The organism is Pseudoalteromonas sp. 1CM17D (genome assembly GCF_023161805.1).
Classification (GTDB): Bacteria; Pseudomonadota; Gammaproteobacteria; order Enterobacterales; family Alteromonadaceae; genus Pseudoalteromonas; species Pseudoalteromonas atlantica.
Map to the genome: position 1 here is coordinate 808368 of NZ_JALNTP010000001.1, position 22649 is coordinate 831016.

Genomic DNA, 22649 nt, shown 5'->3' on the forward strand with positions numbered 1-22649 from the left:
ATCAGCGGGTTAGCAGGGAGTTTAAACGCACAGCGTTAATTTTAATCACTGTGCGTTTTATTGCTCAGGCCATTTTATTTATAAGGGCTAATGCTTGATAAGCTAAATGCGCTTTGCATAATCACTTTACCATCTATCCCTTTAAGCTTAAGTGAGATGGCCGGATCTGCTTGTTGCCAATCTATGCTTAAATCGCCGTAATTCACATTGTGGGTGTAATCACCTACACGGTGTTTATTTGGGCTTACGTCTTTCCACTTTTCAGTGAGGCCTGAGCTGGTCATTTCTATTAAAGGGTAATCGAGGTTTTGTTGATACTTTGATATTTCGCCCCAGTGCGTATCGCCACTGATGATAATAACCCCATTCACTTGATGCTTTTTAATTAACGCAAATAAACGGTTACGATCCTCTGGGAAATTAGCCCACGACTCCCACCCTGTAAAATCGGGTAATAACTGCAAGCTTGAGGCAATTAGCTTTATAGCCGCAGGCTTTTTTAGCTCTTGCTCAAGCCATTGCCACTGGGCCTCACCTAGCATAGACGCGCCTTTCACCTCTGTTGGACTATACGGGCCTTGGTTATTAAGCTTACGCTTAGTGTAATATTCAAGCTCGCTTACGTGGTTAAGCGCATCACGGTTCCAGCGTAAATCGGGCATTATTACGTGTACGGTTTGCTCATCCTCACCATACATATACGACGTGTAAATGCCGTCCGTGCGGGTGCGTCTGGGTGAGCTTTTAGGCTCGCCCCAAAAATCGAGCATAATTTGGCGAGACTGCTCTTTATGTGAGTAGTCTTTACCAATATCGTTTTGACCAAAGTCGTGATCGTCCCACATCGCAATGATTGGCGTATTCGCTTTTAGTGTTTTAAAGCCTGGTTTTGCACCTAATTTTTGGTATTTATTAGCAAGTACCGTCATATCGTTGGTGTCGCCGTAAATATTGTCACCTAAAAATATAAATAAATCGCCCTGCTCTTTATTAATGGTGTCAAATATTGGGATGTCTTTATCTTGATGCCCACACGAGCCAAATAAAATTTTTGAAGGGGCTGCCATAGTATTTGCGCTAAACGCTAACCCTAATGCTAATACGGCGTGTGTAATAGGTTTTACTAACTGCTTCATTTTAAAATCTCACTTATTGGCGATGCCATGTTTGAATTTAGGTGTTTTGGGTTTATACCCAATGCGCTTAAAACAGTGGCTGCAACCTGCGCTTGTTTAAGCTCATTTTGTGTTTTAATTAAGCCGTGCCCTTTTATTGCAGGGCCAATGGCAGCAAGCCAAATATGCTCAGAGCCGACAATGCCCTCAGGAAATTTATTACCTGCTAAATGCAGCTCAGCCAACGCACGTTTAGAGCTATGATGTTGCCAGTCACTTGCACTGCTTCCGCGGCCGTGGTCGGTGGTAACAATAAGCGTTGTATTGTTTTTATAGCCCGGTGTAGTTTGAATTGTGTTCCATAAGTCTTTTAAAAACGCATCGCTTTGCCTTGCTGATTTTAAATACTGGTCGTAATGGCCATCGTGCGCAAAGTCGTCGGTTTCACCTAAGCTAATGACTAATAAGCGCGGCGTTTTTGCCAGCATATACGCTTTGGCAAATCGGTAAGTAAAACTGTCTAAGCGTACGTTTTCCCATGGGCTTGGAATTTCATTTTGCAATGCGTTTAAAAGCTTAGCATCAGCAAATAAATCGTTTTCTATGGGCATAAAACCCGCATTCACATACACGTTACTACGCTGTGTATTCACAATGTAAGGAAATACATCCCAACTCCCAAACAAAGCGGTTTTACCTTTAAAGTCTGCACGCTCATCTAGGCGCTCTAAAATGGTTTTATTCGCGTTTAATACTTTATTGTTGCTATTAATTTTTTCATCTACTTCACCGGTGAGAATTTCGTTATACCCAGGGTATGAAAAATACCAAGGGTTGCTCACCGACATATTAGAGCCTTTTGCTCTATCACCTACAATTACGCCCTTTTTAGCCATATACTGAGTTAAAAATGGCATGAGTAATTGCTGGCGCTTATTGGCGGTAGGCGCCCAAAATTGCTTATTTAATTGCGTTGGGTTTTTAACAAAATCGGCATTATTAATGAGGTTTTTATCTGCGCCGCTAAACACCTCTTGCCAGCGCACACCATCAAGGGTCACTAGCACTACATTTTGCGCTGCGCTTGCGGTATTGCTGATTAATACAATGATGCTAAATACCGTGGCTTTTATAATTGAGTTCATCATTACTGTGTACCTTTAACAAAAAGCCCATCAAAGATGGGCTTTTAATTATTTACTGTACATTATTGCTATTAAAACGTAGCCGATAACGTCAGTGCTGCTGTACGTGGTGCACCAATAAAGTAAGTGCTGCCATTGCCCGTACCACCCGCTAAATAGCTTTTATCGGTAACGTTATAAACAACAAAGGCAACATCAATAGCTTTAAATGGTCCTGCGTTTATATCGGTTGCGTAACCTGCGTTTAAATCAACCACGGTATAGCCATCAACTTCGCCACGCTCACCGGTGTATTTAGCCGATAAACCAAAGCGGAAATCACCGCTAAAGTAATCGGTCGATAGGACAAATAAGTCATCTACTGAGTCTATTACTTTTTCACCGGCTTCAAACCCGGGTGCATCGCCTTTGTACTCTGAGTCATTATTCGTGTACGAGCTATATACACTCCATTGTGGGCTTAGCATGTAACTTGCCGATAGCTCTAAACCTTGCGATTCAATACCCCCTACGTTTAAGTAAGAGCCATTTGTACCTATGGTGTAATCAATACCGCCAGTGTCACTACCTGGGGCAATGAACGTAATACGGTTATCAAATTCAATTGAATACGCTGTTGCGGTCAGGTTTAACGCGTTATTTTGATAACGTACACCTAAATCGATGTTTTCAGCGGTTTCAGCTTCAATGGCCGATAAATCAGAGCTGTCGCGCTCAAGCACACCGTCTTTAATAGCAGCAAAGTTTTCGCTGTAGCTGGTAAATAGCTCGGTTGAGTTATTTAGCTGATACAAAATACCACCACTAAATAGCACATCAGAGTCGCTATTAACTTTAGCGGTTGTGGCATTTTGATAATGGTCGTACTTTTCAATATCAACAAGGTACTTTTTGACACCTACGTTAAGCGTGAAATCGCCAAGGGCCATTGAATCCTGCGCGTACCATTTAAGGGTGTCGGTCTCAAAGGTGTTTTTATACTGGGTCCAGTATGGCGTGCTATCAAAGTGGTGGTAAATGCTGGCATTAATTACTTTGTGCCAATCGCGCGACTCGTCACGGTCGCTTTGCTCATACCAAAAACCGGCTTCTATGTCGTGCATGCCAAATGTAGCTTGGTAATTGGCAGTAACCCCTAAGCGGTCTTTTTTGTAATGCGTATGACGATACGACATTACAGGTATTGCCGTATCGTCGTAACATGCTGGGTTTAAACCAGGGCCCGACTCCCACGGCCAGCTTAAACTTGCCGTACACCCTTCGTTTGGTGCCAGTGCGTTACCTGCGCTATCTACAAAACCGTAAGAGCCTGCGTTAGTGCCGCCCTCTGTGGTTGGGTTGCCGTTTTCATCTACTGGAGTTGTTAAATACGGTGGGATCCAATCGCCACGGCCCGAGTTTTTATGATAATAAGGGCTCACTGTAATAAGCGATGTTGGCGAAAGCGCATACTCAAACTTTAAATACGCTAGTGTATTTTCACGCAGTGTACCCCAGCCCTCAGCAAACATTTGGTCGTAATGTGGAACGCCTGTCCAGTTCCACGTTAACTGATCCCACTCTGGCGTTTGTTCAAATTGCGCAAGACTTACACTGTTGTAGTTAGTCTCGCTTACATCATCGTAAGATAAACGCCCTGTAATTGTTAAATCAGCAAGCGTTGTTACAAATTTAAGCTCTGCGTGTTGGTTATCTTTTCCGCCGTTGCTACCCGAGCCAATCCAGCGGCTAGTATCAGTTTGCGAGTAACTTACATACGCTTGTGTATTATCAAATAAAGTACCCGTTTCGTGCTTAACGTAAAAGCGGGTCGCATCGTGACTACCCGAGGTGTAAGCAAAAGTGGTGCTGCTATCAAGGCTTGGCGCTTTACTTACAAAGTTAAATGTACCGCCTAGTGCCTCAAGCGATGCCGATTTAATATCTGAGGTGCCTTGGCCTACTTCTACAGTGGCTAAATTTTCAGTGTCTAGGTAACGGTTTGCTTTAGCGCCACCACCATAGTTTGAGCCACCGTTAGGAATACCATCAACGGTCATCCCTAATTGCTGCTGGTTTGAGTCAATACTAAAACCACGCATAGTAATTGTGGTAGACCAGTCATCGCCACCAAATGCATCGCCTTCGTTTATGCTAATGCCAGGTAAGTTATCGATAACCGATAACACACTCGAAACCGTTGTTTGTTGATCAAGCATTGCAGGCTCAATCACATTATTTGCGTAACTGGTTGGTTTTGCAGTAACGGTTATTTCTTCTATTTCGTTGTCATTTGCATAAGCTGACGTTGATACAGCCATAGCAATTGCCATGCTCAAAATCGATTTATTAGTTAAAGCGTACATTGTGATCCCGTTTGGTTTTAATTATCTAAAGTAATAATGAAAGCGGGCACAGTATGATTTCGAATTATGACAACAAAAATGAAGTTTATTTACAGGGGTGTTAAAAAAATGTGGGATTTTTATGGCTTTGTTATGTCATTTGTAAGTCAGCCTAAGCACAAAAACCTAGGCTGATTTATATATAAATACTAGGCGTGTTGATCTTTGCGGATTGAAATTTGTTCAATCTAGGGGCGATTAAATCGCGGCACGAGGTTTGTAACCTAGTGGGCTAAGTAAAAACCGAGTAAAGCTTCCGCGTCCTGCTCACGCCCCTTACCTACATCCATGTAGGCAACAAAGAGTTTATCGCCCCTAGGCAGAACCCGAAGGGCAGCGCATGTTTGGCATTTATGCTGCGTTATCGCCTATTTATGGGGAGTAACCACACTTCATAGGCTCTGCCTTGCCTAAAAACCAAACATACTGCTGCAAATTCAAACGCCAAAGGTCAACACGCCCTAATTAATTAGAATAGTTTAGCTAACATCTCGTCACTATAAGCAACAAGTTCTTCATTATTAGCCACTTTACTAATGTAATCTGGATTAGCAATAAATGGACGACCAATCGCAATTAAATCAAACTGGTCATTATTTATTGCTTGTTTTGCATCATCAAAACTATAGCTACCTACCCCTACAAGGCTGGTTTTAGTGTTAGCGCGCAAATACTGCGAGGTTGTTTTACCTTCTAAAGAGTCAAATTGAGTGCTGTCATCAAAAATACCGCCATGAATGTAAGCCAGTTTTTTGTCATCTAGCTGCGCTAATAAATAATCAAATACCGCTTTATCACGCTTATCTTCTTCCATATTAAAATAAGCACCTGGCGATAGCCTAATTGCCGTACGCTCATTACCTACTGCATTAACAACTGCATCGGTCACTTCTATTGCAAAACGCGCCATATTTTCAGGTGTTTGGCCATATTCATCTGTGCGCTCATTTGCAGCGTAATGTAAAAACTGATCAATTAAATAACCATTTGCGCCATGAATTTCTACACCATCAAAACCTGCTTCAATGGCGTTTTCGGCCGCTTTAGCAAAGTCGGCTATCAGTGAATTAATATCCTCTTTAGTGGCCGCTTTTGGCGTAATGTATGTCAGCTCACGCATACGTGGTACAGAGCCTTCAACACCAATTGCCGATGGCGCTAATACTTCGCCGTCAAAAAAGTGAGGGTGAGCAACACGGCCAACATGCCAAAGCTGTGCAAACATTTTACCGCCGTTTGCGTGTACGGCGTCGGTTACTTTTTTCCAGCCTTGAATTTGCTCGCTGGTAAATAACCCCGGTGTATTTGGGTAGCCTTGTGCATCTGGGCGAATAATAGTGGCTTCGCTAATAATTAAGCCGGCATCGGCACGGCGCGCATAATATTCCACCATATCTTGCGTGGGTACTAAATTATCATCAGCCATACAACGGGTTAAAGGCGCCATAAAAACGCGATTTTTAAGTTCAAGTGAGTCGTTTAATTTATACGGTGCCAGTAAATCTGTGGTCATTGTTAAATCCTTCATTAAGAGTATGCATATGAGATGCGGCCTTTTTAACAACATTCAAGGGCAATTTTGAATGCTCGCTCAAAATATACTTAGGGAGTACCAAAACAGATCTGAATTACAAAATTAAATAACCTGAACTCTGGTTAAGAGATTTACTAACATATTTTATCATGATGATAGTTAAGCTTATTTTATCTCTAGCCAGAGATTTTCAGTAAAAACAAGGCGAATTTACGCGTCCATAGCTAGCCTATTGCAAGTAAATTCAACGCAGTTAGCGCTTAAAATAACTGCTAGAGATAGATTTATTATCCAGAGTTCAGGTTAAATAATAATTTTTCAACACACTGTCACATAACTCGATATACTTGTAACAGTAAAATTCAAATTTGAAGCAATAAAGAGTGAGCCAATTATGACAACTGCAAATGCGACTGAAGAACAAACCGTAATTTTAGGGCTAGGGGCAAAAAAACGACTCGCTTTTATGTTTGAAACCGTACAACAGTACAAACAAGTATGGATTTTAAACGACGATGATGGCTGCGTAATGCTTGCCAACGAAGATGACGACTGTGTACCAGTGTGGCCAACCCGCGATTTTGCACAAGCTTGGGCCACGGGCGAATGGGAAGGCTGTACCCCAAAAGCCATTCCGACTAAAGATTGGTTTAGCCGCTGGACACCCGGCCTTGAAGAAGACGACTTACTTATTGCTGTGTTCCCTACCGAAGAGGACGACGGCACGGTGCTTTTTCCTGATGAATTTGAAAGCCAGTTAAAAATTCCTAAAAAGAGAAAGTATTAATTTAGGGGCAGTTTTAAATGCGGCTTAAACGAATACAACTTAGCCGCATTTTTAATAGTGTAACTTTATCTCTACTTTTGAAATTTTAATAAGGTGTAGTTCTTAAAATTTGATGGTGTAATCTACATATACACGATGATCTGCTCTGTCTCCTTTAACACCATCAACACTGCCAGTTTCATCTGTGGAGTAATCTAAAAATAACCAACGTAGGCTTAAGCCTTTTACAGCCGCGACTTTGTAGCGTGTATCAATGGCCCAATATTTTTCATCGGCTGTGCCACCTGCCTTACCCAAACTTGAGTTTTCTGCATCGCTGCCGCTGGTGTAATAGAACTTTGTGGTTAAACCCGGTGCCACTGCTTTTAGATCAACGCCTAAGCGAGCCTGCCAGGTTGCCTCATTTTGGTTTGTTAAATCGGCGCCAATTAATGAGCGCGTGGGAAACGGGTTAGTCCCGTGATCGCCACTAAAGTTATCTTCAATCCAGGCATCGTTCACCTTGGTAAATGCGGCGCCTAGTGTCCAAATATCTTTTTTCCAATTGGCATCTAGGTAATAGGCAAAACCATCGTTTTCACTTTTAGTAACGCCTGAAACCGCACCGAGTGCATCTTCATCATCTAAATCACCACCCTCTGCGCCGGTTACAAATAAATCGCCATCGTCTTGTGAGGTAAATACGCCACTTGAAAGGGTTAACTTACTTTGATCGAGCTTAATAGCGTAGCTGCCTTTAAGCCCAAGCTTTGATAAGTAGTCATGGGAGTTTAAATACTCTGCGTCTATTTTTAGCGCGTCTTTTTTGTAGCTTGCGCCCACACCCCAAATAACACTAATTGCGCCGTTATCTGACTGGTCGGTAGAAAAATCTTCCCACTTGTCATCGTGGCGGCGGCTCCATTTATCGTAGGCGTAACCATATAATTTGGTATTGCCAAACTTGTAGTCACCAAATACGCCTCTAAAAGTATTGGGAATTGCGCGGCTACCTGAGCTTTTTAACAACATGCTTTTGGTTTTTTGCCCGCCTATTTTTACATGGCCATTGTCGCCAAGTTTAACGTCGATAAAATATTGACCAAATTTAGAAAAACTATCGTCAACGCCGCCTTTTTCATCCCCTGCGGGTAAAATATTATTTTGTGCGCTGCCGGTTGAGTTGTAATTAAGTACCGTATAAGTAGAGACACCCATGCTAATTAAGTCATTAAAATAGCCCGATTGATAATTGAGCTCTATGCCTTGTGCAAACGTTGAGTCGTCGCTGGCGTCGTTATCGTAATCGCGGTCAAAGTAAATTGACCTTAGCTTAATATTAAATTCGTCTTGCTCTGTAAGCCCACTAAAAGAAGCGTACGATGGGAGGGAGGCGCCTGCTAATACTGTACATATTACTAAATTGTGTTTTAAAACTCGTAAGTTCATACGCGTAAGCTACCTTGTATTTGATGCAGAGGAATCTAATGTTAGCCTAAAAAACGTGACGTAGTTTTAGGGTATTTAATTTCGTTAGTGACATAAAACTATAGTTTAAAACGCTTTAAACGTTTAACTTTTGGAGAAGTCAAAACCTCGGATAGTTAAATAAAATGAAGAAACAAAACTCAATCCATCCAGCTTTCAATAGCAACCAGCTCATTAATACTTCCATTATGAGGGTTATATATCCATTCCTGATCAAATACTTCTCTGAGACGTTTACTTAGGTAACAGTTACCCACCACTAAAGAAAAGAACTTATTTCCGTTCAGCTTTAAAGCAGATATAGCCTCTGTTTGCGAAGTTGGAAGGCCATCCATTATAAAATCAGAAACGATAAGTAAATCAGCCTTGTTGTATGTATTTTCTGTCATTAAATTAACTGCATGGCTAATAGCTGGTCCTACATCCGTTCCACCATAAAACGACATTGATAAAAAATCTGTCAACTTTTCTAAACTAAATCCTTTGGATAGATCTAAGGTATCAATCGAAGTAGAAAAGTTAATAATATAGCAATCTCTATTTTTAGCTTGCGCTTTTAATGACATAACTAAAGCAACAGCTTTGGCAACAGTTTCAGGCGTTCCTTGCATTGAACCACTGGTATCAATGCAAATAATTACAGGGCCTTTTTGTTCATCTTCATCAACTGTCAACTCCTCCTCTATTTCAAATTCCTCATCAACAAATTGCTGACCCGACATTTCAAAGCACATTAAGGATGACTCCACATACTTAAGGTCAAATAGAATTGATGTGTCCTCGTCACTTAATAGCGCTAATTCAGAAGGAAGAGCATGTTCAATATCTTTAGATAATTTAATACCTACTATTTCTTCTTTAGAGTTAATATCAATTATTGGAGATTTTTGTATATAAGAATGAGTAACTGTTTCTATTTTTTCACTTTTTTTAACCTGGTTAATACGACCTAACAAGTCTAATAGCTTTTTAATTCCTTCATCACTATGAATTCGTTCCATTAAGCTTTTAACTTTAGCTAAATTATTTAGCCTTAAAGAACCACTAGAAAGGTCAAGTAAAATGCCTGGTTCTATATCTATGGAACTCAATAAGGTAAGCATTTCGTCAATAAGCTTTAGTTTTTTAACTAAGCTTTTTAAAAACTTTTCTCTCAATAAAGTTATTTGCTCTAGTTCCCACTGTTCATATAGTGAACACAGTAACTTTTGCCACTCCTTTGCCAATAAATTAGCAGAAGTGGCTAAATCACTAGCAGCTTTAACGTTCTTACTTTTTGACGCGACAGCCTCATTTTTGAGGTGAACTAAATCTGTATCCCAAAAGTCTTTGTTGAAATTAACGTTACCTTTTGCACACAAAGCTTTGTATTTATTTAACGCAAGTTCATATTTTCTAATAGTTAAGCTATCAAAGTTTAAGCTATTAAAAACATCCAACTCATTTTGATCATCGTAATAAGGGAACTCTAACAAACAATGTCGGTTCGCTTTATCAGCCCAGCTTTTTAGGCGATCTTCAACTTGTAATGCTAAATTTGGAGCGTGCTCAAAGGTACTTTGGTAATCGTTATTTATTTCAGCCAGCATAGTGGTTGCATATTCATCAATATTACGCACTACATAACCCTTTTAAACGGTCGCAATCTTTAATTCGTAACTTCAAATCACTTATTTGCTGATTAATACCATTTAGCGCTATATTGCATGATTGTTTAGATACAAACGGTGAATACAAGCTAGACACATACTCTGTTTGCTTAGCCTCACATAATTCTAAAGTTCTCCTCAAGCTTTGTGTCAGCTCATTAACTTCGGCTTTTAAAGCATTAATTAAGCGGTTATTGACGTTTTGTTTCTTTTGACCTTTTTTGTATAAAATTTCTGGAGTGAAAATGGCTTCAGCATCATAATAAGTATGGTTAACGTCGTTCGCATTAATTAAGCAACTTCCTTGCTTATCGAAACTACAATTAAAGTTTTCAAGTTCTTGCCCTTGAACATTCACCGGGTTAAATTCATCATCACTTCTCATTTTGCTTTTTTCAATATACAACGTCTTCTTCGCTTTCCTCTTATCCCAATGACTACCAAACTCAAAATTAATCACAGCTTTAAAAAATTCATTTCCATCAATATTTACAGTATCGTACACATCTTTTTCATGAAAAATTTCATGAGTAATTTCTTTATCAAGTGCATCTTTCTTTCTATCAAGCTCAGCTAAGCTAAGCTCTGGTGAGAAGCCAGACTCTTCTATAGCATTATTTACTATGCTCTCAACATCTTCGCGATTATTCTCGGTGGTCCAAAGGCAATAACGTAATAATAAAGCATCACTGTGGTTAGTTTGTTTTCGGTTATTAAAAAATGCCGAGGCTTTTAGCAATTGAGCTGCTTTTTGCCAACGCCTGTCTGATACATAAACACCAAGCTCTTCAAATTGTTCCGACAGCTCTTGTCTTATCAAATGAATTATTGTTAACGTTTCTTTTGAAAGCTCAACCGTATCAATCTTTTTAAGCCAGCTAGCCCATTCGTTATTCTTAATGACTACCTCATCAGTAACTCGCACTTCAGCATAAGTTGGCTTACTACTAATTAGCCTTTCAAAGTTTTCTTTTACTTCAATTGGGCCAACCATTAACCTGATAATAAAGCGATCGTATAACGCATCTAAGCCTTGGTTTTCTTCAGGTGTTTCGTTTGATGCTGCAATTAGAGCTTTTAAAGGTGCTTTTTCAAGCTCCTGTCCGTTTTTATAAACCCCTTCATTTATAAGTGTTAATAAACTATTTAATATTGCAGGGCTCGACTTCCAAATTTCATCTAAAAACGCAAACTCTGCTTTAGGCAAATAATTTTCAGTTTTACGTGTGTATTGATCTTCTTTTAACGCTTTAATCGATACCGGCCCAAACACCTCTTCTGGTGTACTAAAACGGTTCATTAAATATTCAAAATAAGGCGGGTTATCAAATGCTTTAGCAATACGTCGCGATATCAAACTTTTAGCTGTACCTGGTGGGCCATATAAAAATGTATTTTGCCCAGTTAGTGCGCCAAGTAATGCAACCGGGATTATCTCCTCACGCTCATGCATTCCGACCGAAATTTGATCAATTAATTTTTTTATTCTTGTTTGTAAACTCATTACTTATTCCTTTAAATTACTACTAATGCTTTGTCTGTTGCTTGTGCAAGCGCTTTAAAAAAGCGCAAACACTTTTCAAGCTCATCTTTTTTAATTATTTGTGGTTGAGTTGTATCAAGCTGTGCGCGGTGTACGGCTTCCCCTCTTTTCGAAATCCACTTATTTAACTGCTCTCTGGCATCTTTTGGTAGTACATTAGGCCATGACCATTGCTCAGTAATATCTACTCCAAAAAACTCTTCAAAAAGCTTTTTGGTTTTATTTGAATTTGGATTATGAAAAAACTTTAAACGCTCATGCAATTGTTTTTCTGCAAAGTGACCAAATTGAGAGCCTTTAATTAAGCTAAACTTGGCATCAAAAATTTCAGTTACCACATCTTCAACATAGGTTTCCCATGCGGTTAGCGTCATTATTAAGCTCGCTTTTTTTAAAACATCATATGAGCATAATTCTGGATGGTTATTTAACGTTTCAAAGCATGCTAATAGTTGTTCTGCTTCAGATAGGGCTCTGTTAAAATTTTGTAATGAGAGGGTCATTTTCTTCCTTAAATATTTAACTAACAATCAGGTGTTTGTTAGTACTGCTTTATTTTTTGTAATGCTATACAAAAATTTATAAAAATATAATTTCACAAGCTTGTGAAAATTTAATCTAGCTGGCTTTAATCTTTTTTATAATCACTAAAATTAATGATATTACTGGTATCAACTATTTCGTTTGATGACTCATCAACTAGTTTCTCTGAGCTGATAAGCCCTTGGCAGTAAGTGAGTAGGCGCTCTATAGGTATAAACTTCTCTTTTCGGCCAGTGGTTTTATTAGTAATACGTTTAGGTTGGGTGTTTAAATAAATAGCTAACTCAATGGCAAGGTCTTTAGGTAAATCATAAAGCCCCTCTTCTTGTAGTGTTTGAGTAACCCAAAGTGCGGCATCGCTAATATGCCCGCTTATACTTAAATCGGTATTTTTAACCCAGTGCGGTGTAAATTCTATTTTAGATAGCTCGCTTAACAGCACCGCAATATCGCTGCGTGGTATTAACTGATACACCTCAAGCGTTTCAGCCATTATTAATTGCCATTCGTACTGCAAACGTTGGGTTAACTCTTCTTGCGATAGCTTTAAACTAACCGGTATAAAAAACGTAAAACGGCTATTCGCTTCACAAACAATGATTGTTTTTTCACGAGATTTATAGCTGTTATCAATAATCTGTAATTGCCAGTTAAAATTATCGCCGTCACTAATAAGGGTATTTACCCCCGCTTGTTTACCGGGTTCATGTGGTAAACGAGGTAAATCAACTTTTAGGTATTTATTAAGTGCGTTTGAGGCGTTTAGGTTTAGTGTTATGTTATTTCTCAACTTGTAACTCTTATCATTTTTTAAATTTACGTAGATGGGTTAAGTCGCGAAGCCACGCTAGGGAGTTTGATGAACCAAACAACAAAGATATTTTCTACCCATTCGTAATTCCTAACAACTCTAATTTAACTCTTTCCTTATTTTTGTAGCCTACATCAAATGGCACGACTCTTAACTTCAGTTTTCGTTCTTCGTCGTAATAAAAATCATTCGTTAAAGCTTGTACAAAGTTATCTGTTTTAGGGTAAATCAGAACGAGATCACCCTGACCTTTCAAGTATTTGTAGCCGTAACCAAGCATTTGATAGAAGTCATCTTGAGATAAACCAAACTTATCTTTGCCTGCTTTTTTATTTTGATTAATTAACTTCCACTTGGTATCTAATACCGTATCCATTCCTATGAAACCTTTAAGATATAAATCAGGCTTAAGGCGGAAATAGCTCTTATCACCATAAGTTACCAGTGATTTACTTTGTACTTGAGAAGAAAGCTTTTGTGGACTGAAAACTCGTTGTTTCAGGTATTTAGCGACAAAGTTTTCAAATACAGCTTCCATTGGAAACAACAACGAGTAAGCATTGTTATCACCTAACATTGACTGAGGCGAGTAGCCCTCCAATATAAGCCTTGCCCAACTTAACGGCACATCGTAGTGCTGCATACCTCGTTGCAGTTTTACACTAGAAAAGTCGTTCTTGTAGTTTGTACTTAGAGGCACCTCATCAAAAGCAAATAGCAGCTCCTGAGATAGCTTCTTACTCTTATTCACATTGGTATAGGAGGCGACAGATTTAAGTCCAGAATGAATCAGTCGGTTTTCTGCTCTATCCATCAAATAAGCATCGTATTCAACGTAAAACTTGTGGCGATTAATAAAATTGTGTTTTAGCTGTTGGCTATGGAGTAATTTACCTTTTAAAAAAGCGCTATTACTTTGCTCTCGAACATAGTCACTTCTTACTCCCTTCTTAACGAGAGCATTTACCGCATTTAAAAACTGCGCGATAAAAATTTCCATCAATGGCATTTTTTGCTTCTTAATACTCGCAACCTCAGTCTCAATGTGGCGAAACTGCTTTAATGATTTAAGCATCATTAACAAGGATTTTTGTGCTTCTGTGGCTGCACTTTCCTTATTATTGGCTTTAGCTATTTTTGGGAGTATTTCTATTTGTGTTCCATCAGGGCAAAGAACTACACCTGCGTAGTTTTGCACTTGCAAAACTTCCATGCCATGAGCAATCTTCAGCTTTAAAAACCGTGATTCCGACTCATCACATAAACAACACTTTTTAAGATATTCAAAAGCACCTTCCGATATTGCTTCAACATTATCTTTTTCCGCTGCTTTATAACTAGCACTCAAGAGTCCATACTCAAATACGGTAACGTTTGTCGTTTTTTGTCGTTTTAATCCCTTAATCATGCTGAGCGAGTTAACCTTCATCCTGATTGGAGAAAGTTAAACTTCCAGCGCTATATATGCCTATATAGGTCAAAGGATCAGTCCAACGTTCAGAGTCAGATTTAATCAACCTAAAGTCCTGAACTTCATCGGCAACGTCACCTACATCCTCAGTATCACCAAAGAGCGCATCAAAATCGACATCAGACTGATTAATAAGTTGATAAGCTTCTGGCTTTTGATTGTCGCCAACAACCAAACGGATCTTTTGCCAATCTTCAAAAAAGTATTCAGCAAGTAGAGGAATAATCTTATTCTGGAAACAACTCTTCAATTCATGAAGCGCTTTCTCATCGTCACCAGCAGCAATAGCTTTTACAACAGGCATTAAAAACGCATGGCCTAGCTGATGTTCTCTGTCATATAACGCGGCAATTCGCTTATTCATTGTTTCAAGTAAACGCGCTAAATCGATTTCAAAACCGTCACTTTCAACTTTGAATGATGAGCCTTCTTCGTTATGTAGAACATTGTAATCAGGCATCATCTCAATAAAGTCAAAGCGGCGGCGAAGGGCTGTATCCATCAGTGCCAACGATCTATCAGCGGTATTCATCGTGCCAATGATGTAGAGGTTATCTGGCACTGAAAATTTATCGCCGGAATACGGTAAGGTCACTTCGATAGCTTCCGAATCCGAGTGCCCTAAGCGTTTTGATGGTTCTATCAATGTAATTAGCTCACCAAATATTTTCGATATATTGCCGCGATTGATTTCATCGATAATAAGTACATAGTTACGCTGCATTACATTCGCAGAGATAATGTCATTTCTAGGTAGTTTTCGTTGTAGTTCTTCAACAACTTTGAAAAAATATGACGCGTGGGCGCGAGCTTTGCCCATTCCACCTTGTTCTTTAGAAAAGGCAACGACATCTTTTCTTGATTCAACATTTTCGAGATATAAAGCCTTTAGGTGAGAAAATAACATCTTGTGATTGATCGGCCATGCTTCATTCCCATAAATGAATCCATCCTCTGCTACATCTAAAATGAAACATTTTTCAGTTATAGGATAACTTTCATCGGACCCTAACTGCTCAAAAATTTCGAGTTTAAATTGTTCCAATATCTGTTCAAACTCTTGTTCTCTAGTTAATTGAGCAAGTGGCTTTTTACTATCTATCAGGTTGTCTTTTGCCTTATTAGACAATTCCTTAAATACACCACTCTTTTCAAAGTATGTAATTTGTTTATCTTCGGTTTTAGCACTTAAACCTTCTACAAACTCCTCATAGCCATAACTTTGATGGAAAGTAACAAACCTTATGCGCCCTGAATTATAAAGTTCCTTGTAAAGGCGAGTTAATTCGGAACGCTGTTCAGGTGTTGTACCAAAGCTTTCATCAATACCAAGAGCATTAAACATTTCAGGTTCAGCCGCTTTTACAGCAGCATGAATTGAATGATAAGTTTTTCCGGTTCCCGGTGGGCCATACAAAATCTGGTTAAGAGAAACTGTATTCATTACTTCCACCGATGAGCTGAGATTAGTAGGTCTACTTATTTGGCTTGAATCAAAGCCTAAATCTTTAAGAGTAAGCGCGTAATAAGGTTGAAGAACTTCTTCTTCGAACATCCAATATTCGTTTTTGGGCACTTCCCAGCTTGTCCCATTAAACCTCGGTGACCAACGCTTATGCTTGCCCTTATACTTTATAGGTGCAGGCAATCCCTTAATTGTTTCGTATGACCTTAACAACCAATCATTTCCAAGAGGAGAGTCTGCTTGAGTCTCTATATCGGAAATTACTTTGACTATTTTTGCTACTTGATTGCCATAACCAAGTGAAACAATGTCACCTTTGGACATTTGTTCAAAGCATGGTACGGAGCCATTTCCAGTGTTCTTATGTACAGCTAGCAGTGAGTTTTCTTCTAGCCACATTCTCTGCTCTGTATTTATAGAGTTTGGACTGTGAGAGACTTTCCAAATTCTAGTTACGCCAGATAGTCCATCCCCCTCAAGTTCAGTAATATAGAAACCTTGTGATTCAGCTTGTCCTATAAAATCTGCAATATTCCCTTCGCCCCACTGTGTAGAGACCAGTACTTTAGTCCCTTCAATATCTAATATTTCATCATCTTTGGTAAAAAAGCGCTTTTTTACATCGTCAGAAGTTTTAAGTTTTTCATTAAACTCTTGCTCAGTACAAAAAAGACCTTTTTTGCCCTGTACTTCAACAGGAAATGCTTTGAACAACTCTGCCAGAGTAGGCTGATTTTGCTTCACAAATTCTTTTATCACGGCTAAAACCAAACGCCCCTTACCTAGAATCTGTCCGTTAAAATTATATTTTGTAAAATCTCTAGGCAATTTGACCACCTCTCATCATCTATTCCTTAGTTCTTGCCTAAACCTATGGTGAAACAAAAACTTTCAACTCAATGTCATTATCATGCGCCGTAGCTAGCCAACCATTTAATAATTGAAAAGCTTGTAAGGTTTCGCCATTTGCCTCTGAACCTAACTTTAATTGCTGCTCAAAATGTTTGGCAGAAAAGCTATTGGCGGCAACTATCCAAATTTCCTTTTTTACTGCTGTTGAGCGTCTTCTCATTGCAACGATATCCCACAGTTCATTTAGCTTTTCTAATCTTTCCTGCTCATTTTGAGCCACAAAAGTAGCACCTTGGAAAATTCTAATTCTTTCAGCGATATTGTGTGCTGCTTCTGGAGCTGGCCAAGCTGTATGTAGCCTATTCCAATTTGAAGGCTTCAGTTCAGCATCGCCACTGATTAGCATTTCGATATTCTTTACAGCTTGAGATCCTACTTCAGCAAGTGCTCCAGCCGATGAACGCGGGTTTATTGAACTACCACATTTAACATGAACGAATGCTAATGTGTTTTTTGACGATACTATAAAGTCAGCAGGCTCGGTTCCCATGTCCGTGTTAATTAGCAAGTCTGCATCAGGTATGTAGGGAGAAAATGGACCTAGTTCGTTTTTTGTTGGGTTGGCTAAGCCATTAGCTTTTAATTGATCTACTAAATAGAAAATGGAATCACTGCTAAAGCCACCATCAACAACCTGATGAGCACCATTTTGATATCCTTTCTCATCTAAATCTACACCAATAAGGGATTCAAGCCCGATAACAACATTGGCAAGGTTAGATGCACCTAATTCAAAGCTATCAGCAACAGGAAGCGTTAATTGATAGAACTTACCATTTGAATAACTAATCCCATTAGCTAAAAGTGCTTTATGTAATTGCTCGTTGAGGAAGTCAGTTATGTCTTGCTGTTCCTCACCTTCCAGCGAGTATGTTATTTCCGTTTCTGGTGCAACTTCTAAATAAGGCTCTTCTTGCTTAAAGTTGACTAAGACTTTACTTTCCTCAACACCATCAACTAGCAAAGCGCCGTTATTGTAAATTAAATACAAAAACGAATTATCGAGTGTATGTTGTTCCCCTTCTATAAAAATACTTATCGGAGACTCAAATTCTGTTAAATCAAAAATCAGGCTGTGAGCTTCAAAATTTTCATCAACAGATATTGGCTTTGCATATGAACGTACTAGGGCGTTCTGTATATTAATATTTGCAGATATGACACTATCAATGTCTGTAAGCCAATCATTAAGATCAGCCAAAGTAAACGATGACTCTTTTTGATCTGAGATTCGCCCAGAGTCTGCACCTACATAATAACTACCTTTCTTTTTATTGTATTGGTCATAGGTATCACAACGCATTGTAGCTAATCGATATGACGCATTGGCTTGCATATCAGCCATTTGCTCTAAATGTTTCCCTTTTACCGCGATGCTTTCAGGACGTTTTCTAGCAGAGCTAATCGATTTACTACTCGCTTCTTTCGTTGAGGCAGATTCACCTAATGACATTACCTTAAGCAGTTTATCTAGAGATACCGCAGAGCCAAGTTTTAGATCTTTCTCACTATTAAATCTGCGACCTCGGCTATCATAAATTGCAACAACGTTGTTCGAGAGCTGTTTATACAATGTTATTTCAAGTGAAGGCTCAAAGAAAAACTGGTCAGTTAAAAACCGAGATTTATTAAATGCGATTGATATAACACCATGAATACCAGTTTCAGTCGCAAATATTCTCGCAAGTTCACCAGCATTATTACATCGCCAATATAGATGATCAGATAAAAGCTGAACGCTGAATCCCTGCGACTGATTCAAAAAACAAATTGATGCTGTTGGGATATTAAGAGAACTTTCCGGCTCGAAGGTATTAAGATCAAACTTTCTTACAAAGCGGTTCCCGTAATAACTCACATCAGGAAATGCTTCTAGGTAACGCTCAATCAACTTGTTACTATCTAATGATGCTATGAACTTTTTAACTGAATCAGCACTATAGAGTGAACGATCAAATGTTCTGTAGTTTTGCCACATCTGGCTATTTGCATCGCTTTCAATCTCCAAAATTTTAGGTTCAATATCACCGTACAAACGAACTACTCTTCCGATGGTTTGTACTAGTTCCCGACCACTATTAACTGCATAGGCCAGAACCAACAACTTCGCCTCGGGAATATCGACCCCTTCATCCAGTTTCCGCTGGTGAATAATGACTTGGTAATCAGAGCCTTTAAGATTCGCTGGTACTGAAACTTTTACATTATCTCGTTCATCTTTAGTAAATTGTTCATGTATTGCTAATACAGTAAAATCATCGTTTAGCAAGTCATAATAGCGATTAATATCTTCGAACTTTTCACATTTGATAATGCATTTTGTGTCATCATTAGCGCCTAAAAAATCTGTAATTTTCCCGCGCAATTCAGCTAAGGTAACTGACTCAAAAGTTGGTTCTTTTAAAACACCGTCTGCAAGTGCTCTTTCAAAGGTGTAGATATAACTAGCGTCTTCAGTAACGTCGAATTGGTACAAGTCATTCCTGTAGGGAGTAGCAGTTATAACGACTTTATGAGCATCAATACCACGTACCAAGGTGCTCCATACTGGAGAAGGTTCAGCGTGCCCCTCATCAATAATAATAAGATCAATATCTTGCTTTAACCGCTCAAGCTGAGCACTATCGAAAGTTTGTAGTTTCTGAAAGGTTGAAACATAAACGCCGTTTTTAGAGGTATCGTTCACATCACTATGAACAGGCTTTCGCTTGATAACCTCACCTTCAACGCGATCACTAAAGAATTTTCCATTTATTTCTTTAAAGAGTTGATCACACACAGCACGTCGATGACATAAAACCAACACTCGTTTTTGGGTCGCTTTGTGAGATACGATACTAATTACACCCGATTTACCTGCGCCTGTTGGCAAGCTAATAAGGCAAGAGTTCGTATTTTCATTTAACGGCTTTTTTAAGTAGCTTAGCGCCGTTTGGATACTTTCTTGCTGGCAGTGTCTTAGACTTCGCCACAAATCTTCATTAACTGAGAAACCACTCACATTCATTAAAACGTCCTTGTTGTTATTCTTATAATTCGCCAGCGAAAGCTTTTTGACTTAGAGATTCAAATAAAGGCGCATTCAGAGAATCTATGACTGAGCTTTTGGTTTTCAAAAAAGTCTCTTTTATTACTGTAAATTGCTCCAATACTTCATCAGTAGGTACAGGTATCTTAATATTGCCAACTATAGTTTTATTTAAGTTGGGCATAGTTGCGCCTTGTGATTCTGACTCCAAATGATTTTTGATTGCTTGACTAGAAAGTAACTTGTTTAAGTACTCTGAAAAAACACCTGTTTGTTTCGGCCTAATGAACAAACTGCCTGTTCCGCACATCCAACCTTCTTCTTTGCTATTTACTATTGCACAACGTCCCATTTCACCTCTGCGGCCCATAACTATATCACCCGTTTTCAAATGATATTCTGATAAGGAAGCATGTTTCTCATTTGAAATGGTTAAGTTTGCTTTTGGAATAATTTCCCCTTTTACAATGTGGGTAGGGTTAATTAGTGGTATACCATTTTCTATATAGTCTTCTTTATGAAGCTGCGTACCGAATGGCCCTATTTGAATTCTAGCTATGTCCTTCAAGCTTTTTACTTCCCAGCCCTTCGGATTAGTTACAGGGTCGCCGAACATATCGAGGAATACGCTGCGCAGGAAGTCGTCGGCGAGTTGGATGGCTTGCTGGCGTTTGCGGCGGATGGCGTCGGCTTTATCTAAAATCGCCGCTATGCGTTTTTGCTCGTCCAGTGGTGGTAGGGGGATTTCTAGCTCTTTAAAGTGAGTGACTGTAAAACTAGCTTGGTTTACTGATTTTTTAGTTATCTTAGGTAACTTCGATAAGAAAATACCTGAAGAAAGATAATAATGAACAAATTTCGGATAAGCGCGTTTATTCACTCTAAAGCATAATAAGTTCATGCCATGAATAATATCCTTTCTATCACTCTCAAAAATAGCGCATTTCCCTAAGTGCTTTTCAGAGTTTATATGACTTATTAAAATATCACCCTTTTCAAGACGGTAGTTTATATAGTCACCTTTATCTATGCCAGCATATCCACATTTATCTAGGTTAACTTCTCGTTGAGCTATAGTTTCTATACGAGTAATAGGTAAACCACCAGAGCCATCTGATTGCTTAATTGAAGCACCATTTCTGAGGTGGATTGCAATATCACCAAGTTTTACCAATGGCCAACTCACAACATACCCTCCAGCTCTTTTAAATCAGCCAGTATTTCATTCTCTAAGCTCACTAGTTTGCCTAGTATCTCTTTTGGCGGATCGTATGTTTCTTCTTCGTATACCACTTCTTTATAGCGATTAATTGAAAGGTCGTATTTATTGCTGGCTATTTCATCTTTACTGACCCAAAAGGCTTTCTGGGTTTTATCGTTGCTATCACAAGTCGCTTGTGACTTATCGCGCGTTTTAAATTCGCTAATTAGGCTTGGTAAATCGTTGTCTTTTATTGGGGTGCGTTTGTCATCCAAGCTAAAACCATCGGCTTGTACGTCGTAAAACCATACGTGGTCGGTGCTGCCGCCTTTGGTGAATATAAGTATGGCGGTTGAAACACCGGCGTAGGGTTTAAACACGCCGCTTGGCAATGAGATTACGGCTTCTAATTGGTTATTATCCACCAGCATTTGTCGCAGTTGCACATGCGCTTTTGATGAGCCAAATAATACGCCGTCGGGCACAATAGTGGCTGACTGCCCGCCCACTTTTAGCATGCGCTCAATAAGGGCAACAAACAGCAGCTCGGTTTTTTTAGTTTTTACTTTACGTAATAACTCGGGGCATACGTCTTCTTCGTCTAGGCTGCCTTTAAATGGCGGGTTGGCGAGTATTATGTCAAAGCCTTCTTTGGCCTTTTGCGGGTAGTGCTCTTTAAAGTTTTGGCTTAGGGTATCTTGATAATGAATGCCCGGTTGTTTAATGCCGTGCATTACTAGGTTCATGGCGGCTACGCGTAGCATGGTGGCGTCAAAGTCAAAGCCGTTGAACATGTGAGCATCTATGTGGCTGCGCTGCTCTGGGGTTATTAAATCGCCTGAGTAAAGCACGTTTTCAAGCGGTTTGCCGCTATCATCACATTGTACGTTGCCATCTACATCAAGCACGGGCTCGCGGTCGATGCCCTCGCTTGATGTGTATTTTTGTAATAGGTATTCGTAACTTACCGATAAAAAGCCACCGGTGCCGGTTGATGGGTCGCATATTTGGCTGGTTACATCTGGGTCCATCATTTCAACCATGGCGCGTATAATGTGGCGCGGCGTTCTAAATTGGCCGTTTATGCCTGCGGTGGTGAGTTTGCTAAGCAAGTATTCGTATAAATCGCCTTTGGTGTCTGAGTTTTCAAGCGGCAGGTCGTTTACCATTTCAACGGCTTTTACCAATAGGCTTTGCTTTTGAATCATCAATTGCGCGTCTTTCATAAACTCATTAAATATCGCGCCTTCTGGCGAAACATCGCCTGAGGTTTTTGAAAAGTACGGAAACAGCTCATCTTTAACCAGTTAGTATAGCTCTTCTGCGCCTAAATGGCGCAGGTTTTGCCAACGAATATGTTGCTCATCGTCGTTAAAGCGGCGGTTAAACGGCTGCTTAGTACGTGCACTTCGTTTTTCGTCGGCTTGCTCGTTCATGTCGAGCATACGGGCGTACATTAAAAAAGTAATTTGCTCTACGACGGTAAGCGGGTTAGTGATACCACCTGTCCAAAATTCTTCCCATAGTTTGTCGATTTTACTTTTTAAAGGTCCGGTTATCATTAATGTGTATCCTAGTTAGTGCTGTTTGAGCG

16 protein-coding genes are annotated in these 22649 nt (G+C 39.5%); 1 reads left to right on the top strand and 15 read right to left on the bottom strand.

Translation table 11 applies throughout. From position 1 onward, the window contains the following. Positions 1–74 precede the first annotated feature (74 nt). The 4 genes from MSC25_RS03565 to MSC25_RS03580 form a co-directional block, all read right to left on the bottom strand. Positions 75–1136 carry an alkaline phosphatase D family protein gene (locus tag MSC25_RS03565; protein ID WP_248442593.1) on the bottom strand — a complete coding sequence of 354 codons (1062 nt, stop codon included), beginning with the start codon at positions 1134–1136 and terminating at the stop codon, positions 75–77. Then, a complete protein-coding gene (locus MSC25_RS03570; RefSeq protein WP_248442638.1) occupies positions 1133–2260 on the bottom strand; it encodes an alkaline phosphatase family protein in 1128 nt (375 codons plus the stop codon). Before MSC25_RS03570 ends, MSC25_RS03565 begins: the two co-directional genes overlap by 4 nt. Positions 2261–2331: 71 nt before the next feature. Then, positions 2332–4605, bottom strand: a complete 2274-nt coding sequence (locus tag MSC25_RS03575; RefSeq protein WP_055255334.1) for a TonB-dependent receptor — start codon at positions 4603–4605, stop codon at positions 2332–2334. A gap of 508 nt (positions 4606–5113) precedes the next feature. Next, positions 5114–6157: an alkene reductase gene (locus MSC25_RS03580; RefSeq protein ID WP_121637301.1), complete on the bottom strand. Its 1044-nt coding sequence runs from the start codon at positions 6155–6157 to the stop codon at positions 5114–5116. A 415-nt stretch (positions 6158–6572) separates the two neighbouring features. Between MSC25_RS03580 and MSC25_RS03585 the strand changes: the two genes are divergently transcribed. Next, positions 6573–6965, top strand: a complete 393-nt coding sequence (locus MSC25_RS03585; protein ID WP_004588808.1) for a DUF2750 domain-containing protein — start codon at positions 6573–6575, stop codon at positions 6963–6965. A gap of 102 nt (positions 6966–7067) precedes the next feature. On the opposite strand, the gene MSC25_RS03590 is transcribed toward MSC25_RS03585, so the two are convergent. From MSC25_RS03590 to MSC25_RS03640, 11 genes are all read right to left on the bottom strand, one after another. Continuing rightward, on the bottom strand, positions 7068–8393 hold the full coding sequence (locus tag MSC25_RS03590) for an OprD family outer membrane porin (RefSeq protein ID WP_248442596.1): 1326 nt from the start codon (positions 8391–8393) through the stop codon (positions 7068–7070). A gap of 179 nt (positions 8394–8572) precedes the next feature. Continuing rightward, positions 8573–10051 (bottom strand): VWA domain-containing protein, encoded by a 1479-nt coding sequence (locus tag MSC25_RS20310; protein WP_248442598.1) that lies wholly within the window; start codon positions 10049–10051, stop codon positions 8573–8575. Next, entirely contained in the window at positions 10044–11585 is a 1542-nt protein-coding gene (locus tag MSC25_RS03600; protein ID WP_248442600.1) for an AAA family ATPase, read from the bottom strand. Before MSC25_RS03600 ends, MSC25_RS20310 begins: the two co-directional genes overlap by 8 nt. Before the next feature lie 11 nt (positions 11586–11596). After that, positions 11597–12127, bottom strand: coding sequence for a HEPN domain-containing protein (locus MSC25_RS03605; RefSeq protein ID WP_138739908.1), 531 nt, complete (start codon positions 12125–12127; stop codon positions 11597–11599). Between the two features lie 125 nt (positions 12128–12252). Then, a complete protein-coding gene (locus MSC25_RS03610) occupies positions 12253–12957 on the bottom strand; it encodes an amino acid adenylation (protein WP_248442602.1) in 705 nt (234 codons plus the stop codon). Between the two features lie 94 nt (positions 12958–13051). Further along, positions 13052–14386: an McrC family protein gene (locus MSC25_RS03615; RefSeq protein ID WP_248442605.1), complete on the bottom strand. Its 1335-nt coding sequence runs from the start codon at positions 14384–14386 to the stop codon at positions 13052–13054. A 10-nt stretch (positions 14387–14396) separates the two neighbouring features. Continuing rightward, positions 14397–16742, bottom strand: coding sequence for an AAA family ATPase (locus MSC25_RS03620; protein WP_248442607.1), 2346 nt, complete (start codon positions 16740–16742; stop codon positions 14397–14399). 43 nt (positions 16743–16785) lie between these two features. Continuing rightward, entirely contained in the window at positions 16786–19833 is a 3048-nt protein-coding gene (locus tag MSC25_RS03625; protein WP_248442609.1) for a DEAD/DEAH box helicase family protein, read from the bottom strand. A 22-nt stretch (positions 19834–19855) separates the two neighbouring features. After that, complete coding sequence (locus MSC25_RS03630) at positions 19856–21040, bottom strand: restriction endonuclease subunit S (protein WP_248442610.1); 1185 nt, start codon at positions 21038–21040, stop codon at positions 19856–19858. After that, complete coding sequence (locus MSC25_RS03635) at positions 21037–22281, bottom strand: N-6 DNA methylase (RefSeq protein WP_248442611.1); 1245 nt, start codon at positions 22279–22281, stop codon at positions 21037–21039. Before MSC25_RS03635 ends, MSC25_RS03630 begins: the two co-directional genes overlap by 4 nt. An 81-nt stretch (positions 22282–22362) precedes the next feature. Continuing rightward, positions 22363–22617, bottom strand: a complete 255-nt coding sequence (locus tag MSC25_RS03640) for a type I restriction-modification system subunit M N-terminal domain-containing protein (protein WP_248442613.1) — start codon at positions 22615–22617, stop codon at positions 22363–22365. Positions 22618–22649 lie beyond the last annotated feature (32 nt).

Bases quoted from the DNA above. Each gene is read 5' to 3' on its own strand.
- MSC25_RS03635 (WP_248442611.1), bottom strand. From the start codon at position 22,281: ATGAAAGACGCGCAATTGATGATTCAAAAGCAAAGCCTATTGGTAAAA.
- MSC25_RS03640 (WP_248442613.1), bottom strand. From the start codon at position 22,617: ATGATAACCGGACCTTTAAAAAGTAAAATCGACAAACTATGGGAAGAA.
- MSC25_RS03575 (WP_055255334.1), bottom strand. From the start codon at position 4,605: ATGTACGCTTTAACTAATAAATCGATTTTGAGCATGGCAATTGCTATG.
- MSC25_RS03585 (WP_004588808.1), top strand. From the start codon at position 6,573: ATGACAACTGCAAATGCGACTGAAGAACAAACCGTAATTTTAGGGCTA.
- MSC25_RS03600 (WP_248442600.1), bottom strand. From the start codon at position 11,585: ATGAGTTTACAAACAAGAATAAAAAAATTAATTGATCAAATTTCGGTC.
- MSC25_RS03580 (WP_121637301.1), bottom strand. From the start codon at position 6,157: ATGACCACAGATTTACTGGCACCGTATAAATTAAACGACTCACTTGAA.
- MSC25_RS03570 (WP_248442638.1), bottom strand. From the start codon at position 2,260: ATGAACTCAATTATAAAAGCCACGGTATTTAGCATCATTGTATTAATC.
- MSC25_RS03605 (WP_138739908.1), bottom strand. From the start codon at position 12,127: ATGACCCTCTCATTACAAAATTTTAACAGAGCCCTATCTGAAGCAGAA.
- MSC25_RS03615 (WP_248442605.1), bottom strand. From the start codon at position 14,386: ATGATTAAGGGATTAAAACGACAAAAAACGACAAACGTTACCGTATTT.
- MSC25_RS03625 (WP_248442609.1), bottom strand. From the start codon at position 19,833: ATGAATGTGAGTGGTTTCTCAGTTAATGAAGATTTGTGGCGAAGTCTA.
- MSC25_RS03590 (WP_248442596.1), bottom strand. From the start codon at position 8,393: ATGAACTTACGAGTTTTAAAACACAATTTAGTAATATGTACAGTATTA.
- MSC25_RS03565 (WP_248442593.1), bottom strand. From the start codon at position 1,136: ATGAAGCAGTTAGTAAAACCTATTACACACGCCGTATTAGCATTAGGG.